Source organism: Paenilisteria newyorkensis (assembly GCF_000766145.1).
In the GTDB taxonomy this organism is placed as follows: Bacteria; Bacillota; Bacilli; order Lactobacillales; family Listeriaceae; genus Listeria_A; species Listeria_A newyorkensis.
This window is the reverse complement of sequence record NZ_JNFB01000040.1, coordinates 152925-169337: the sequence shown is the minus strand read 5'-3', so window position 1 is coordinate 169337 and position 16413 is coordinate 152925. Positions and strand designations below refer to the sequence as shown.

Genomic DNA, 16413 nt, shown 5'->3' with positions numbered 1-16413 from the left:
GAGTGGTAAATATGAGTGGAGCTAAAAAAGTGCGTGTTCGTTATGCGCCAAGTCCAACGGGGCATTTGCATATTGGGAATGCGCGTACGGCGTTATTTAATTATTTGTTTGCAAGACATAATGATGGGGATTTCGTGATTCGCATTGAGGATACGGATTTAAAAAGAAACATCGAAAATGGTGAGTCGAGCCAGTTGGAGAATTTGGCATGGCTTGGTATGGATTGGGATGAAGGCGTTGATAAGGGCGGCAAGTATGGTCCTTATCGTCAAAGTGAGCGTCAAGAATTATATAATCCGCTGATTGAGCAAATTGTTTCAGAAGGCAAGGCGTATAAGTGTTATTGTACGGCTGAGGAGTTGGAAGCAGAGCGCGAGGAGCAAAAAGCGAACAGTATGATGCCTCGTTATAGTGGGAAATGCCGTCATTTGACCGCGGAACAACGCGCGGAAAAAGAAGCGCAAGGTTTGGAGCCAAGTATTCGTTATGCGGTACAACCTGGCAAGACGTATACATTTAATGACATGGTGAAAGGCGATGTATCGTTTGAATCAGACGGTATTGGTGACTTTGTTATCGTGAAAAAAGACGGGATTCCGACGTATAATTTTGCGGTAGCGATTGATGATTATTTGATGAAAATGACGCACGTATTGCGCGGTGATGATCATATTTCGAATACGCCGAAGCAGTTGATGATTTATGAAGCGTTTGGTTGGGAGCCACCGGTATTTGGCCATATGACGCTAATTGTGAATGAAAGCAAGCGTAAATTGAGTAAGCGTGATGAGTCGATTATTCAATTTATCGAGCAGTATAAAGATTTGGGTTATTTGCCAGACGCGTTGTTTAACTTTGTGGCGATGCTTGGTTGGTCACCGGAGGGCGAAGAGGAAATTTTCACGAAAGACGAGTTTATCAAAATTTTCGATCCGAAGCGGTTGTCTAAATCGCCGGCGTTGTTTGATACGCATAAGTTGACGTGGGTGAATAACCAATATGTGAAAAAATTAGATTTGGATCAAGTGGTGAATTTGAGTTTGCCGCATTTAGTGAAGGCAGGCGTTGTTTCGGCGACTGCTGACGCGGATGAATTGGCTTGGGTTCGTAAACTTGTGGCACTTTATCATGAGCAAATGAGTTATGGCGCGGAAATCGTGGAGCTTTCGGCGATGTTCTTCACGGATGACGTGACGTTTGACGCGGAAGAGAAGGAAGTTCTGGCGGGAGATCAGGTTCCTGAGGTTTTGGCGGCGTTTAAAGAGGAGATGGCGACGATTGAGCCGTTTGCTGCGGATGAAGTGAAGGCCGCGATTAAACGTGTGCAAAAAGCGACGGGCGCGAAAGGTAAAGGATTGTTCATGCCGATTCGTATTGCGGTTACTGGCGAGATGCATGGTCCGGAATTACCACAATCGATTGAAGTTTTAGGTCGTGAAAAAGTCGTGAATCGCTTAGAAAATCGTTTGAATGAAGCGAAATAGTATTTTTGAGGGAGGCTTATCCATTTTTGTGGGTAGGTCTTTTTTGTCGGTGAGATAGCTGAAGATAGTGTATAATCAGATTGTTAGAAAATCAGCTTTGGGGGTATGGCGAATGACAGAGAGAATATTGGAATTTAGGTATGCGGTGGAGCGAGATGTGCCGCTTATTTTGGAGTTTATTCGGGAATTGGCGGATTATGAGGAGATGCTGGATCAAGTCGTGGCGACGGAAGAGATGTTGCGGGAATGGCTTTTTGTGAAGGAGAAGGCGGAGGTTATTATCGGGGAATATGATGGGGAAGCGGTTGGATTTGCGTTGTTTTTCCACAATTTTTCGACATTTCTTGGGCGAGCGGGGATTTATTTGGAGGACTTGTATGTTCGACCTACTGTGCGCGGAAAGGGATTTGGGAAGGCTTTTTTGAAGCGGTTGGCGGAGATTGCGGTGGAGCGTGGATGCGGGCGGTTGGAATGGTGGTGCCTGGATTGGAATCAGCCGAGTATTGATTTTTATTTGGCGATGGGCGCGGAGCCGATGGAGGATTGGACGGTGTATCGGATTGCTGGGGGTACGCTTGTGGAATTGGCGAAATGAGGAATGATTTTAAAAGTAATTTTTGATGGCGGTGGGTGTGCTTCTGTGGTACAATGATTCTTAATAAGTTAAAATGTTGATGAGAAGAAGTAGGAAATATGGCGGCTTCATAGAGAGAGCTACGTTGGCTGGAAGTGGCTTAGCGCGCGTATTCTGAAATGCATCTCGGAATCTTTGCGGGAAAATTGGAGTATCGCAGAGCGGTGACTGACCGTTATTCAATTGAGATAGGTTTAGGTGATAGATTCTTAATGTGAAACATGGATGGGGCAGGGAACTTCTTTAAAAGGAAGGGAGCGCCGAATGATGTTTTCACGCAAATCGAGCGAAAGCGTTTGAAGTCAGTCAGCTTTTCGAAAGCCGGAAGCGGAGCGTACTTGCGTACGTGAGAACCGGAAGTTCGGAAAGCTGGCTGAGTGCGAACGCTTGTCGCCGATTACTAAGAACGGACCGCTAAACTTGAATCAGAGTGGAACCACGCGAAGACGTCTCTGTTGAGGGGTCTTTTTTTGCGTTTTAATTCGGAGTAGATGAGGGGGGATTACAATGGCTAGTCGCATGAAAGAGGATATGAAATCAGTGTTGGAGAATGACCCGGCGGCGCGCGGGTATGTGGATGCGTTTTTGAATTATCCGGGTTTGCACGCGATTTGGTGGCACCGGTTTGCGAACTTTTTTTATAGGCACGGGATGGTTGTGTTTTCGAAGTGGTTGTCGCAGGTGGCGCGTTTTTTGACAAATGTCGAGATTCATCCGGGGGCAACGATTGGACGGCGTTTATTTATCGATCATGGGGCTGGAATTGTAATCGGCGAAACGGCGGAGATTGGCGATGATGTGGTACTTTTTCATGGGGTGACGCTCGGTGGAACGGGGAAGCATAAGGGGAAACGCCATCCTACGGTGAAAAATGGGGCGCTGATTTCGGCTGGTGCGAAGATTCTGGGGCCAATCACGATTTGTGAGAATGCAAAAGTTGGTGCGGGCGCGGTGGTTATCAAGGATGTACCGCTGGGCGCAACGGTTGTGGGTGTTCCTGCAAAAGTGGTGCGGCTGAATGGGCGCGTGACGCAACATACGGAGCCGCAAGTCGCGGAATTGAAGCGCAGACTTACTGAAATAGAAGTGGAATTGGAGAAATTGAAAAATAATACACAAAAAGGAGAAGATGAACAATGACTTTGCAAATTTTTAATACATTGTCTCGTGAGAAGGAGGCATTCACGCCGCTGGAAGATGGGAAGGTCAAGATGTATGTTTGTGGGCCGACTGTTTATAATTATATTCATATCGGGAATGCGAGGCCGATTATTGTGTTCGATACGGTGCGTCGTTATTTGACGTATCGCGGATTTGATGTGAATTTTGTGTCGAATTTTACGGATGTGGATGATAAGTTGATTCGCGCGGCGCATGAGTTGGAGCTTACGGTGCCTGAGGTTGCGGAGCGTTTTATTGGGGCTTATTTTGAGGATGTGCATCAGTTGAACGTGCGGGATGCGAATGTCCATCCGCGGGTGACGCAGGATATGGATGATATTATTGCGTTTATTGACGCGCTGATTGAGAAGGAATATGCGTATGAATCGGCTGGCGATGTGTATTTCCGAACAAAGCGGTTTAAGGAGTATGGCAAATTGTCACAGCAACCTTTGGACGAATTGCAGCACGGGATTCGTGTGGAGGCGAATGATCGCAAGGAGGATCAGCTTGATTTCACGTTGTGGAAGGCGGCTAAACCGGGCGAGATTTCGTGGGAAAGTCCGTGGGGAGCGGGACGTCCGGGCTGGCATATTGAGTGCTCGGCGATGGCGCGCAAATATCTCGGGGACACGATTGATATTCATGCAGGCGGGCAAGATTTGATTTTCCCGCATCATGAGGATGAGATTGCGCAGTCGGAGGCGCTTACGGGCAAGCCGTTTGCGAATTACTGGATGCATAATGGTTATATGAATATTGATGGGGAAAAAATGTCGAAGTCGCTGGGGAATTTTATTACGTTGCATGAGGTTCTGGAAAAGCATAATGCGAATGTGGTGCGGTTTTTCATGTTGTCTGTGCATTATCGCCGACCAATTTCTTATAGTGAGGCGTTGCTTTTGGACGCGGAAAATGGATTGGATCGGTTGCGGACGGCGTATCAGAATGTGGATCACCGAATTCAGGTGGCGGAAGAGGATTATTCTGGAACGCCGGAAGAGGATGATTGGCTGGAGCAATTGACGGAGTTGATGCACCAGTTTGAGGACGAGATGGACGATGATTTCAATACGGCAAACGCGATTTCGGTCTTTTTCGAATTGGCAAAACGGGCGAATATTTATTTGACGAATGAGCGGATTTCGATTACGGTTCTGCGTGAATTTTTAGGGATGATGACATTGTTCGCGGATGTGCTCGGATTTAAGTTGGATGTGGACGCGGCGGATATTAGTTTGAGTGATGAAGAGATTGAGGATTTGATTGAGGAGCGGATTCAGGCGCGGAATGAGCGTGATTTTGCGAGATCGGATGAAATTCGCGATATGTTGAAGGAAAAGCAGATTATATTGGAAGATACGGCTCAAGGTACGCGCTGGAAAAGGGGTTAATGGATGGCGACTGTGAAGGATTATAAACAGCTAAATGGCCTGGCGCTTGCTTATATGGGTGACTCGGTATACGAGCGTCATATTCGCGAATTGTTGTTGGCAGAAGGTAAGACGAAGCCGAATCAGCTACACAAAACAGCGACGCAATACGTTTCGGCGAAAGCGCAGGCTTATATTTTGCAGGCGATGTACGCGAAGGCGTTTTTGACGGAGGAAGAGGACCGAATTGCGAAGCGTGGTCGGAATGCGAAGTCGAATAGTGTGCCGAAAAATACGGATTTACAGACATATAGTTTGTCATCGGCTTTTGAAGCGGTGATTGGTTATTTATATTTGGGCGGCGAATCGGAGCGCTTGAATGAGTGGCTGGATTTGGCGACGGAAATTATTAAAGCGAAATAAGGAGGCAATGGCAAAATGGAGCAAGATCAAGAGTGGATTGCTGGGCGGAATCCTGTGAGTGAGGTACTGAAATCAGAGCGTGATATCCATAAAATTCTCATTGCGGAAGGCTCGCAAAAAGGAAGTATGCAGCAAATTATTGGTGCGGCGAAGGAACGCAAAATTCAAGTGCAAATCGTGCCAAAATCGAAAATAGATAAAATAGTAGAAGGTTCGCATCAAGGTGTGGCGGCTCAAGTGGCGGCATATCAATATGCGGAATTAGATGATCTTTTTGCGAAAGCGGAAGAACGCGAGGAAATGCCATTTTTCATGATTTTGGATGAATTGGAGGATCCGCATAACTTGGGCTCTATTATGCGTACGGCGGATGCGGTTGGCGCGCACGGAATTATTATTCCAAAACGACGCGCGGTTGGCTTGACGCAAACGGTTGCGAAGGCTTCGACGGGTGCGATTGAGCATATTCCGGTGGTGCGTGTGACGAATATTACCCGTACAATGGAAGATTTGCAGAAGCGTGGTTTGTGGATTTTTGGTACGGATGCGAGCGGAAGTAGTGATTACCGGACGATGGATGCGAATATGCCGCTTGCCTTAGTAATTGGCAGTGAAGGTTTTGGTATGAGTCGCCTCGTTCGGGAGAAATGTGATTTTCTAGTACATTTGCCAATGTGTGGGGCGGTAACGTCGCTGAATGCATCGGTTGCTGCGAGTGTCTTAATGTACGAGATTTATCGTAAACGTCTGCCGCTCGGTGAATAAAGATGAATCGCGTTATGCTAGTGGATGGCTATAATGTTATTGGGGCATGGCCAGAACTAGCGCGTTTGAAAGCCGGAGATTTAGAGTCGGCACGCAATCAACTGGTGGAGTGGATGGCGGAATACCAGAGTTACACTGGCTACCGAGTGATTGTCGTGTTCGATGCTCAATACGTCCGTGCCAAAGAGCGCAAATATAAGAAAAATAAAGTCGAAATTGTATTCACAAAAGAAGATGAAACGGCGGATGAATATATCGAGCAAAAAGCAATTGAATACAAAAATGTCAAAACGCAAGTCATGGTCGCGACGAGTGATTACACGGAACAGTGGGCGATTTTTGGGCAGGGCGCGTTACGGGTTTCGGCGCGTGAATTAGTTTTTGAAATTAAGGAAATGACCCATCAAATCACCCGCAAAGTGAAGCAAATCCAGGAAAATCAGCCTAAAACAGGTCTAAATATCGATTTTGAGACAATTCAGGCCTTGGAAAAGCTGCGAAGAGGCCGAAAATAGTCATTGACGAGCACTCGGAAACCCTTGTATAATGGGATTTACAAAGGAAATACGAAGCGTGACAAAGGAGGCTTTCTGAGAGTTCCATTGAAAACAAATGACAGTAAACAAGCAGAGATGAAAATGTTGCAGCTCGCGAGATCAGGCGATACGGAGGCCATTGAGCATTTTTTTAAGGCATATCAGTCTATCATTTATTGGAAAGCCACACAGTATTTTTTGCAAGGAGCAGAGCGCGATGACCTGATTCAAGAAGGTATGATTGGCCTGTTTAAAGCGATTCGGGATTACAAAGAAGATCGGGAAGCGTCTTTTCGTTCGTTTGCAGAGATTTGCATCAATCGGCAAATTTTATCAGCGGTCAAGCGGTCGATGCGACAGAAGAATTATGCGCTCAACAGTTCGGTGTCTATTGATACACCAGTAGAAGACGGTGATGCGATTGACTGGACATTGCTTGATGTCATTTCGGAAAAAGAAGCCATGACTCCAGAAGATTTCCTGATTCAGAATGAGAATTTAGCAGGCGTCGCACAAAAACTGGAAGAAGTAACAAGTGAGTTCGAGCGCGAAGTCCTCTATCAATATTTAGAAGGCAAAAGCTATCAAGAAATGGCCGCGCACTTCAATAAAAAAGAAAAAGCGATTGATAACGCGATTCAGCGGGTAAAGAAAAAGATGATGAAGCAAGTGGATGAATCGTTGTGATGCTAGTAACCGAATTGGGAATCCATTGGTTTGAGATAGACGCTTTTTTCAGTCTTGACTCTAATCAGCATTTAATGGTATATTATTATAGATGTAAAGTGTTGAATGGAGAGTTTGACGCTAAAAGCATAGAAATAAGCGGAGTTGATTGTGATTATGAAAAAGAAAACATCACTTGCCTGTTCAGAGTGTGGATCACGAAACTATTCCATTGGTGTCGGCGGCACAGCGCGAACAGAACGGTTAGAAGTGAAGAAATTTTGCAGACACTGTAATAAGCATACACTTCATCGCGAAACAAAATAGTGGATTTGGAGGGGTATAACATGTCAGCAGTTTCAAGGTTTTTCCGTAATGTAAAGTCTGAAATGAGCAAGGTTACGTGGCCAACTGGTAAAGAATTAAGAACGTATACGATTACTGTAATCATCGCTGTAGCTTGTATGGCTGTGTTCTTTATGGTTGTGGACTTTTTAATCGAAATGCTTATTCAGTTTATGCTATAATACTAGGCTTTTTTAACAAAGAATGCTATAATACAATTATTGAGATAGAACCCGGGACGTTTTTCGGGTTTTTTATTTTGGGTAGTTTTTATATCTGAAATTAATATCAAAGAGGAGGATGACCCCAATTTGGTGGCGGTCAAATGAGACAAATGGATAAAAGTTGGTATGTTGTACACACCTATTCTGGTTATGAAAATAAAGTCAAAGCAAACCTGGAGAAACGTGTGGAATCAATGGGGATGTCGGATAAGATTTTCCGCGTCATGGTTCCCGAAGAAGAAGAAACAGAAGTAAAGAACGGCAAAACAAAAACATTGAAGCGTAAAGTTTTCCCAGGTTACGTGTTAGTTGAAATTATTATGACGGACGATTCTTGGTACGTGGTTCGTAACACGCCCGGCGTAACAGGCTTCGTTGGTTCGGCAGGTGCTGGCTCAAAACCGACTGCGCTACTTCCGGAAGAAGCGGATCGGATTCTGAAGAGCATGGGCATGAACGAACGCCGTCAAGAAGCGGACTTCGAGCTTGGCGAAACAGTCATGGTCAAAGAAGGACCGTTTGCTGAATTCTCCGGTAAAGTAGAAGAAATCGACAACGATAAAGCAAAAGCGAAAGTCATGGTCAACATGTTCGGCCGCGAAACACCGGTTGAAGTTGATTTTGACCAAATCGAAAGACTGTAAAACAAGTGAGTTTCGGTCTAACTGCAGCTATTGTTTCAGCCCTAATTGTGGTCATTGGAGTTATCGCGATGTTTGTCTGCGGTTCTATCATATGGCGCGCGTTAAAAAAATAAACAAGAAAGACTTGGATCAAATGCGTCCAGGTCTTTCTTCGTCTCAAGGAGGTTCTGCGAATGCCAGACTACGCGAAGTCAATCTATCTACAACTAAAAAGTATCGCATCGCTTTATGACATTGATTTTCACCTTTATGTCAAAAGCTCTGGCGGTTTCGGTGAGCTTTGTATGGATTGGAACGAAGCGGAGGGTTATCTTTTATACGGCGACGAACGTGGCGAAAAGGTTAGTCTGTTTAAAACGCAGGATTTCGATACCTTCCAATACGAAGTTTTTCTACACCTCGCTTTTCGAATGGGACTAGAATATGAGCTAAAACACCGCGATCTTACTTATACCCGCAAAAACGACGACGACCTACAGGGCGATACAAGAAAAGTGGCGTTTGAAGAAACCATCAGGATACTAGCGACGATCAACACCGATTGGGCCAGAAAAGCAGCAATCCATTACGCCGAATACCTCAACATATGGCGCACCGAGAAAAACGTCCGATACGATTTTGACACCGCGACATTTACCACCAAGAAATTTTAAAAGAGAACAGACAAAAAAATCTTGCAATCCCGCGAGCTTAGTGTTATTCTATATGAGGTACAATTTGTGCTGTTTTAACGTGGGAGGGGAAATGATTAACCCCATTAAACCACATCACGGACTTAAGGAGGTGTGTCTCGTGGCTAAAAAAGTAATCAAAGAGGTAAAATTGCAAATTCCAGCAGGTAAAGCTAATCCAGCTCCACCAGTTGGTCCAGCACTAGGTCAAGCGGGTGTTAACATTATGGGATTCTGTAAGGAATTCAATGCGCGCACAAGCGATCAAGCTGGTCTAATTATTCCTGTTGTGATTTCTGTGTATGAAGATCGTTCTTTCACATTCATCACTAAAACTCCGCCAGCAGCAGTCTTGCTTAAAAAAGCAGCTAAAGTTGAAAAAGGATCAGGTGAACCAAACCGTAATAAAGTTGCGGTTGTGAAACGTGCTCAAGTACAAGAAATCGCTGAACTAAAAATGCCGGATCTAAACGCAGCAAGTGTTGAATCTGCAATGCGTATGGTTGAAGGTACTGCGCGCAGCATGGGTATTACGATCGAAGACTAATACCAATCATGTATTACGCGTATCAGGAATAAGAAAAAGAACAACTGAACGAAGCGGGTCGAACCGTTTATCATATTAGAGTAATACGTTCATCTTTTCTTATTTCAAATCAGATTTCGCATCTGATTTACGTGGGAGGAAATTCCGATATAACCACAGAATAGGAGGAAAAAAGAATGGCTAAGAAAGGTAAAAAGTATCAAGATGCTGTTAAGCTAATCGATACTGACAAAGCTTATTCCGTTGAAGAAGCTGTCGAACTTGCTCAAAAAGCAGACTTCGCTAAATTCGATGCAACTGTTGAAGTAGCATTTCGTTTAGGCGTTGACCCTAAAAAAGCAGATCAACAAATCCGCGGCGCTGTTGTACTTCCGAATGGAACAGGTAAAACACAACGCGTATTAGTATTTGCAAAAGGAGAAAAAGCAAAAGAAGCTGAGGCTGCTGGCGCTGATTACGTTGGAGAAGGCGATTACGTAACTAAAATTAACCAAGGTTGGTTTGATTTTGACGTTATCGTAGCAACACCTGATATGATGGGTGAAGTTGGTAAATTAGGCCGTGTCTTAGGACCAAAAGGTTTAATGCCAAACCCTAAAACAGGAACAGTAACAATGGACGTAACAAAAGCAGTGAACGAAATCAAAGCTGGTAAAGTAGAATACCGCGTTGACAAGTCTGGTAATGTCCACACTGCGATTGGTAAAGTATCATTTGATGCTGCTAAGCTTGTTGAGAACTTCCGTACTATTAACGATGTTCTTCAAAAAGCAAAACCTGCTGCGGCTAAAGGAGTATATGTAAAAAACGTAACCGTTACAACTACATTTGGTCCTGGTGTCAAAGTAGATCCATCTTCATTCTAAGTTTTTCTTAGATATGAGCTTGACGGCGTTGTTCTATTTTGGTAGAATAACAAAGTCGAAACAAAACAGAATATCCTAACCGTAGACAGCAGGCGCGTCTTGTACGCTTAATTTTGCCCGCCGAGGATTTTGAAAGTTAGTTCCATTGTGAAACTGGCTTGTGAACCCCTCACGTCTACGGTGTGAGGGGTTTCTTATATGCTTTGAAGTCGTTCGCGCGGCTTTGGAACAATCATGATGGAGGTGGAAAACAAAGATGAGTACAATTTTAGAATTGAAACAAGGTGCTGTTAATGAAATCACTACGAAATTCAAAGACAGTGCTTCTACAGTAATCGTTGACTATCGCGGTTTAACAGTTGCTGAAATCACCGAATTACGTAAACAATTACGTGAAGCTGGTATTGATTTTAAAGTATACAAGAACTCGTTAATGCGTCGTGCTGCTGAGGCTGCTGGCTTAGAAGGCTTGAACGAAGTATTGACAGGTCCTAGCGCTATCGCTTTCAGTAATGAAGACGTTGTTGCTCCTGCTAAAATCATTAATGAATTTGCAGAGAAACACGAAGCACTAGAAATTAAAGCTGGTATCATCGAAGGTAAAGTATCTTCTGTTGAAGATGTTAAAGCTCTTGCTTCTCTACCATCACGCGACGGCTTGCTATCTATGCTGCTTAGCGTACTTCAAGCTCCAGTTCGTAATTTGGCACTTGCAGCAAAAGCTGTTGCAACTCAAAAAGAAGAACAAGGCGCTTAATTTTCAAACCGGTGAATTTTCACCAACAACCAAATCGGCATAGTCCGAAAAAAATTATATTATAATGGAGGAATTTCAAAATGGCTTTAAACATTGAAGAAATCATTGCTTCCGTAAAAGAAGCAACTGTATTAGAATTAAACGATTTAGTAAAAGCAATCGAAGAAGAATTTGGCGTAACTGCTGCTGCTCCTGTAGCTGCTGGTGCTGCTGTTGGTGGCGCTGCTGCCGCTGAACAAACTGAATTTACAGTAGAACTAGCTTCTGCTGGAGATCAAAAAATCAAAGTTATCAAAGTGGTTCGTGAAATCACTGGTCTTGGCTTGAAAGAAGCTAAAGAAGTTGTAGATAACGCTCCTAAAGCTCTTAAAGAAGGCGTTACTAAAGAAGAAGCAGACGAAATCGTTGCTAAACTTGAAGAAGTTGGCGCTAACGTAGCTGTGAAATAAAAACGAAAAGTGAAATACGCTCGTTCAGCCTCGAAAGAAATTGTTAGGGGGCGCAGTAAAAGTCCTCGTTTGACTTTTGTGGAGGCCACGAAATTTCCGAGAGGCTAGCGTATGTAACTAGACAGGAAGAGCACCAAATTAGCCTAATGCTGATCTGGCGCTCTTCCTTTTTTTATACATAGAAAGGTGGTGGGAAATGTGAGCAATAAACATTACTATACGAAGAATAGCGATTTAGATCATAAACGCAAAACATGGACTTTTGAATTACGCGGGACCTCGATTAAATTCATCAGTGACGCCGGTGTTTTCTCAAAGACTACCGTTGATTTCGGTTCGCGGCTTTTGATCGAGAGTTTTGAAGCGAGTGATGCGGCTGGTAAAATACTTGACGTTGGTTGTGGCTATGGCCCGATTGGACTTGCATTTGCGAAAAGTTATCCCGAGGCGCAGGTCGATATGATTGATGTGAACGATCGCGCACTGGAATTATCTGCAGAAAACGCGGCGAATAATGGATTAGCGAATGTTCGTGTTTTTGAGAGTTCGGTGTATGATGGCGTGACAGATTGCGATTATACGGATATTATTAGTAATCCGCCGATTCGTGCAGGAAAAAAAATTGTGCATGAAATTCTGACGGGGAGCTTCGAACGACTGAAAACAGGTGGGAGTTTGTGGATTGTCATTCAGAAAAAACAAGGCGGACCTTCTGCTGCTGCGAAAATGGAAGAAGTTTTCGGGAATGTGGAAGTCGTTGCGAAGGATAAGGGATATTTTATTTATCGGAGTATGAAGGAGATATAGAAAAGCGAAGTCCTAATCATTGACGCCATCTTTTCACTATGATATTATAATAAGATGCCAAAAGAATCGATATCGCCATATTTTAGCGGTGAGTATTGAAGAATTGCAGTTTTAGCCTGTTTGGTTCACATAGCAAGAAAATAGTGGTTTTCTTTGAGGAACCCGCTTTCTTTTTGTCTTTTTTAGGTATTTTTGCCAAGTTCCATTGTACTATTTTTGTTGCAATGTGCTTAATAAATTTAGTTTATTTGAGAGGGTGAATGAGTTGTCAGGTCAACTAGTTCAGTACGGAAGACATCGCCAACGTAGAAGTTTCGCTCGTATTAGTGAAGTGTTGGAGCTACCAAACTTAATCGAGATTCAATCGAAGTCCTACCAATGGTTTTTGGATGAGGGATTACGTGAAATGTTCCGCGATATTTCTCCAATTGAGGATTTTGCTGGGAATTTGTCACTAGAATTTATCGACTACAATTTGGGAGATCCGAAATATTCAGTAGAAGAGTCGAAAAACCGTGATGCGAATTATGCAGCACCATTGCGTGTAAAGTTACGTCTTATCAATAAAGAGACGGGCGAAGTGAAAGACCAAGAAGTATTTATGGGTGATTTCCCGCTTATGACCGAGATGGGTACGTTTGTTATCAATGGCGCCGAGCGTGTTATTGTATCGCAATTAGTACGTTCTCCGGGTGTTTATTTTAACGGAAAACTCGACAAAAACGGTAAAAAAGGTTTTGGTTCTACTGTCATCCCTAACCGTGGGGCATGGCTTGAGTATGAAACAGACGCGAAAGATGTTGTTCATGTAAGGATCGACCGGACGCGTAAATTACCAGTTACTGTTCTTTTACGTGCGCTTGGATTCGGCTCCGATAGCGAAATTTTAGAATTAATCGGGGAGAATGACTACTTACGCAACACACTTGAGAAAGATAATACCGATAATGCGGACAAAGCATTGCTTGAAATTTATGAGCGCTTACGTCCTGGTGAACCACCAACAGTTGAAAATGCGAAGAGCTTGCTAGTATCGCGCTTTTTCGATCCAAAACGTTATGATTTAGCGAATGTTGGTCGTTACAAAATCAACAAAAAAGTGCATTTGAAGAATCGTTTATTTAACCAAACACTTGCCGAAACGTTAGTTGATCCAGAAACTGGTGAAATTATCGCGTCCAAAGGTGAAATTTTAGATCGTCGTAAATTGGATTCTATTATTGAGAATCTTGAAAATGGCGTTGGTTTCCGTACACTCCGTCCAACTGATGGCGTGATGGAAGATAGCGTTGTTGTTCAATCTATCAAAATTTACGCACCAAATAGCGAAGAGGAAAAAATTATCAATGTCATTGGTAATGCTTATATTGATGCGAGCGTGAAACATATTACGCCGGCTGATATTATTTCTTCTATTAGTTATTTCTTCAACCTACTTCATGGAGTAGGCGACACAGACGATATTGACCATCTTGGTAACCGTCGTTTGCGCTCAGTTGGAGAACTTTTACAAAATCAATTCCGCATCGGTTTATCCCGTATGGAGCGTGTAGTTCGTGAGCGTATGTCGATTCAAGACATGAGCACCGTGACACCGCAACAATTGATTAATATTCGCCCAGTTGTGGCATCTATTAAAGAATTCTTTGGTAGCTCGCAGTTATCACAGTTTATGGATCAGACCAACCCGCTGGCCGAATTGACGCATAAACGTCGTCTTTCAGCGCTTGGACCCGGTGGTTTGACGCGTGAACGTGCTGGTTATGAAGTACGTGACGTGCATTACTCTCACTATGGTCGCATGTGTCCGATTGAAACGCCTGAGGGACCGAATATTGGACTGATTAACTCCTTGTCCTCCTTTGCAAAAGTGAACAAGTTTGGCTTTATCGAAACACCATATCGTCGCGTTGATCCTGAGACGAACCGCGTAACAGATAAGATTGACTATCTGACTGCGGATGAAGAGGATAACTATGTAGTGGCGCAAGCGAACTCCAAATTGGATGAGCTTGGTACTTTTACAGAAGAAGAAGTTATGGCTCGTTTCCGTTCTGCCAATTTAGCTGTTGAAAAAGAACGCATCGATTACATGGACGTATCGCCAAAACAAGTTGTTTCGGTTGCGACGGCATGTATTCCCTTCCTTGAAAATGATGACTCCAACCGTGCGCTAATGGGAGCCAACATGCAACGTCAAGCTGTACCGCTTCTTAATCCTGAAGCGCCAATCATCGGAACAGGTATGGAACACGTTTCTGCCCGTGACTCTGGTGCTGCTGTCGTTTGTAAGCATGACGGTCTTGTAGAACACGTGGAAGCAAAAGAAATCTGGGTTCGCCGTATTTCTGAAGTGGATGGCAAAGAAGTTAGCGGTGGTATCGATAAATATACACTGCGCAAATTTGTTCGTTCGAATCATGGTACGTGTTATAACCAATCTCCAAACGTTGCAGAAGGAGACCGCGTAACAAAAGGCGAAATCCTTGGTAACGGACCTTCGATGGACTCTGGAGAACTTGCTCTAGGTCGTAATGTTCTTGTAGCATTCATGACTTGGGACGGTTACAACTATGAGGATGCGATTATCATGAGTGAACGTCTTGTAAAAGATGATGTTTACACGTCGATTCATATTGAAGAATTTGAATCAGAAGCACGTGATACAAAACTTGGACCTGAGGAAATGACGCGCGATATTCCAAACGTTGGGGAAGACGCATTGCGCGACCTTGACGAACGTGGAGTTATCCGTGTCGGAGCGGAAGTAAAAGACGGTGATTTGCTCGTTGGTAAAGTAACGCCAAAAGGTGTAACCGAACTAACAGCAGAAGAACGTTTACTGCACGCTATCTTTGGTGAAAAAGCCCGTGAAGTTCGCGATACTTCACTACGCGTACCACATGGCGGCGACGGCATTGTCCTTGACGTAAAAATCTTTACACGTGAAGCAGGCGATGAGTTACCACCAGGCGTTAACCAACTCGTTCGTGTTTACATCGTTCAAAAACGTAAAATTCATGAAGGCGATAAAATGGCCGGACGTCACGGAAATAAAGGGGTTATCTCTCGTATTTTACCAGAAGAAGATATGCCATTTATGCCAGACGGAACGCCAGTTGATATCATGCTTAACCCACTAGGTGTACCATCACGGATGAACATCGGACAAGTACTTGAGCTTCATTTAGGTATGGCGGCTCGTTACCTCGGCATTCACATCGCGACACCAGTATTTGATGGCGCGAACGATGACGACGTTTGGAGTACAGTTGCCGAATCCGGTATGGCGCCAGATGCGAAGACCACGCTTTACGATGGACGCACAGGTGAACCTTTTGATAACCGTATTTCTGTCGGTATTATGTATATGATTAAACTTGCCCACATGGTTGATGATAAATTGCATGCTCGTTCAACTGGACCTTACTCACTAGTAACGCAACAACCACTAGGCGGTAAAGCACAGTTTGGTGGACAACGTTTCGGGGAGATGGAAGTATGGGCACTAGAAGCATACGGTGCCGCTTACACGCTTCAAGAAATCCTAACGATTAAATCCGATGACGTGGTAGGACGTGTGAAAACATACGAAGCCATCGTTAAAGGAGAAAGCATTCCAGAACCAGGCGTACCAGAATCCTTCAAGGTATTAATTAAAGAGCTTCAAAGTCTAGGAATGGACGTAAAAATCCTCTCAGCAGACAAAGAAGAAATCGAATTACGCGACCTAGAAGACGAAGAATTCGGCGCTCAAAACGACGCTTTCAACATCGTATCCGAACCAGTGAAACCAGCAGGAATTATAGATTCGAATCAATAATATAAAGCTGAAAGAGCCCGTTTAGCCTCGACAGAAATTGTTAGGGGGCGCAGTGAAAACCCTCTTTTGGTTTTTGCGGAGGCCACGAAATTTCCGAGAGGCTGGCTCTTGAAGCTGGATTCAATAATATAAAGCTGAAAGCGCCGTTTTCCTCAAGAAGGTGGTGCAAGATGCTGAAAATAGAACATGAGTAACAAAAACATTAGACGAGTAAAAAGCGCCTAACCGTCTTTTGAAC

18 protein-coding genes and 1 other annotated feature are annotated in these 16413 nt (G+C 43.9%); all 18 genes read left to right on the top strand.

What is annotated here, in order from left to right; translation table 11 throughout:
* Positions 1-11: 11 nt before the first annotated feature.
* The 18 genes from gltX (at position 12) to rpoB (ending at position 16175) form a co-directional block, all read left to right on the top strand.
* On the top strand, positions 12-1484 hold the full coding sequence (gltX, locus tag EP58_RS14190) for a glutamate--tRNA ligase (RefSeq protein ID WP_036094403.1): 1473 nt from the start codon (positions 12-14) through the stop codon (positions 1482-1484).
* 112 nt (positions 1485-1596) lie between these two features.
* Positions 1597-2079 (top strand): GNAT family N-acetyltransferase, encoded by a 483-nt coding sequence (locus EP58_RS14185; RefSeq protein ID WP_077917930.1) that lies wholly within the window; start codon positions 1597-1599, stop codon positions 2077-2079.
* A 546-nt stretch (positions 2080-2625) separates the two neighbouring features.
* On the top strand, positions 2626-3258 hold the full coding sequence (cysE, locus tag EP58_RS14180) for a serine O-acetyltransferase (RefSeq protein ID WP_052165064.1): 633 nt from the start codon (positions 2626-2628) through the stop codon (positions 3256-3258).
* Positions 3255-4673 (top strand): cysteine--tRNA ligase, encoded by a 1419-nt coding sequence (gene cysS / locus EP58_RS14175; protein ID WP_036094401.1) that lies wholly within the window; start codon positions 3255-3257, stop codon positions 4671-4673. Before cysE ends, cysS begins: the two co-directional genes overlap by 4 nt.
* Before the next feature lie 3 nt (positions 4674-4676).
* Positions 4677-5075, top strand: a complete 399-nt coding sequence (locus tag EP58_RS14170) for a Mini-ribonuclease 3 (protein ID WP_036094400.1) — start codon at positions 4677-4679, stop codon at positions 5073-5075.
* A gap of 15 nt (positions 5076-5090) precedes the next feature.
* Positions 5091-5840: a 23S rRNA (guanosine(2251)-2'-O)-methyltransferase RlmB gene (rlmB, locus tag EP58_RS14165; RefSeq protein WP_036094398.1), complete on the top strand. Its 750-nt coding sequence runs from the start codon at positions 5091-5093 to the stop codon at positions 5838-5840.
* A gap of 2 nt (positions 5841-5842) precedes the next feature.
* Positions 5843-6355, top strand: coding sequence for an NYN domain-containing protein (locus EP58_RS14160; RefSeq protein WP_036094397.1), 513 nt, complete (start codon positions 5843-5845; stop codon positions 6353-6355).
* A gap of 87 nt (positions 6356-6442) precedes the next feature.
* On the top strand, positions 6443-7063 hold the full coding sequence (locus EP58_RS14155; RefSeq protein ID WP_255309571.1) for an RNA polymerase factor sigma-70: 621 nt from the start codon (positions 6443-6445) through the stop codon (positions 7061-7063).
* A 156-nt stretch (positions 7064-7219) separates the two neighbouring features.
* Entirely contained in the window at positions 7220-7369 is a 150-nt protein-coding gene (rpmG, locus tag EP58_RS17290) for a 50S ribosomal protein L33 (protein ID WP_077912489.1), read from the top strand.
* A 20-nt stretch (positions 7370-7389) separates the two neighbouring features.
* Positions 7390-7569 (top strand): preprotein translocase subunit SecE, encoded by a 180-nt coding sequence (secE, locus tag EP58_RS14145; protein ID WP_036071365.1) that lies wholly within the window; start codon positions 7390-7392, stop codon positions 7567-7569.
* A gap of 152 nt (positions 7570-7721) precedes the next feature.
* A complete protein-coding gene (gene nusG, locus EP58_RS14140; RefSeq protein WP_036094394.1) occupies positions 7722-8255 on the top strand; it encodes a transcription termination/antitermination protein NusG in 534 nt (177 codons plus the stop codon).
* A 173-nt stretch (positions 8256-8428) separates the two neighbouring features.
* Positions 8429-8908: an Imm63 family immunity protein gene (locus tag EP58_RS14135; protein ID WP_036094393.1), complete on the top strand. Its 480-nt coding sequence runs from the start codon at positions 8429-8431 to the stop codon at positions 8906-8908.
* Between the two features lie 139 nt (positions 8909-9047).
* A complete protein-coding gene (gene rplK / locus EP58_RS14130; RefSeq protein ID WP_036060221.1) occupies positions 9048-9473 on the top strand; it encodes a 50S ribosomal protein L11 in 426 nt (141 codons plus the stop codon).
* A 176-nt stretch (positions 9474-9649) separates the two neighbouring features.
* Complete coding sequence (gene rplA / locus EP58_RS14125) at positions 9650-10339, top strand: 50S ribosomal protein L1 (RefSeq protein WP_036094391.1); 690 nt, start codon at positions 9650-9652, stop codon at positions 10337-10339.
* Between the two features lie 61 nt (positions 10340-10400).
* Positions 10401-10544 (top strand) — a sequence feature (ribosomal protein L10 leader region).
* A 51-nt stretch (positions 10545-10595) separates the two neighbouring features.
* Positions 10596-11096 carry a 50S ribosomal protein L10 gene (gene rplJ / locus EP58_RS14120; RefSeq protein WP_036094390.1) on the top strand — a complete coding sequence of 167 codons (501 nt, stop codon included), beginning with the start codon at positions 10596-10598 and terminating at the stop codon, positions 11094-11096.
* Between the two features lie 80 nt (positions 11097-11176).
* The gene (rplL, locus tag EP58_RS14115; RefSeq protein WP_036094389.1) at positions 11177-11545 is read left to right on the top strand and encodes a 50S ribosomal protein L7/L12; all 369 of its coding nucleotides are present in this window, start codon (positions 11177-11179) and stop codon (positions 11543-11545) included.
* A 198-nt stretch (positions 11546-11743) separates the two neighbouring features.
* Complete coding sequence (locus EP58_RS14110) at positions 11744-12352, top strand: class I SAM-dependent methyltransferase (protein WP_036094386.1); 609 nt, start codon at positions 11744-11746, stop codon at positions 12350-12352.
* Positions 12353-12617: 265 nt separating this feature from the next.
* A complete protein-coding gene (rpoB, locus tag EP58_RS14105; protein WP_036094384.1) occupies positions 12618-16175 on the top strand; it encodes a DNA-directed RNA polymerase subunit beta in 3558 nt (1185 codons plus the stop codon).
* Positions 16176-16413: the final 238 nt, after the last annotated feature.

Bases quoted from the DNA above. Each gene is read 5' to 3' on its own strand.
- gltX (WP_036094403.1), top strand. From the start codon at position 12: ATGAGTGGAGCTAAAAAAGTGCGTGTTCGTTATGCGCCAAGTCCAACG.
- EP58_RS14185 (WP_077917930.1), top strand. From the start codon at position 1,597: ATGACAGAGAGAATATTGGAATTTAGGTATGCGGTGGAGCGAGATGTG.
- cysE (WP_052165064.1), top strand. From the start codon at position 2,626: ATGGCTAGTCGCATGAAAGAGGATATGAAATCAGTGTTGGAGAATGAC.
- cysS (WP_036094401.1), top strand. From the start codon at position 3,255: ATGACTTTGCAAATTTTTAATACATTGTCTCGTGAGAAGGAGGCATTC.
- EP58_RS14170 (WP_036094400.1), top strand. From the start codon at position 4,677: ATGGCGACTGTGAAGGATTATAAACAGCTAAATGGCCTGGCGCTTGCT.
- rlmB (WP_036094398.1), top strand. From the start codon at position 5,091: ATGGAGCAAGATCAAGAGTGGATTGCTGGGCGGAATCCTGTGAGTGAG.
- EP58_RS14160 (WP_036094397.1), top strand. From the start codon at position 5,843: ATGAATCGCGTTATGCTAGTGGATGGCTATAATGTTATTGGGGCATGG.
- rpmG (WP_077912489.1), top strand. From the start codon at position 7,220: ATGAAAAAGAAAACATCACTTGCCTGTTCAGAGTGTGGATCACGAAAC.
- secE (WP_036071365.1), top strand. From the start codon at position 7,390: ATGTCAGCAGTTTCAAGGTTTTTCCGTAATGTAAAGTCTGAAATGAGC.
- nusG (WP_036094394.1), top strand. From the start codon at position 7,722: ATGGATAAAAGTTGGTATGTTGTACACACCTATTCTGGTTATGAAAAT.
- EP58_RS14135 (WP_036094393.1), top strand. From the start codon at position 8,429: ATGCCAGACTACGCGAAGTCAATCTATCTACAACTAAAAAGTATCGCA.
- rplA (WP_036094391.1), top strand. From the start codon at position 9,650: ATGGCTAAGAAAGGTAAAAAGTATCAAGATGCTGTTAAGCTAATCGAT.
- rplJ (WP_036094390.1), top strand. From the start codon at position 10,596: ATGAGTACAATTTTAGAATTGAAACAAGGTGCTGTTAATGAAATCACT.
- rplL (WP_036094389.1), top strand. From the start codon at position 11,177: ATGGCTTTAAACATTGAAGAAATCATTGCTTCCGTAAAAGAAGCAACT.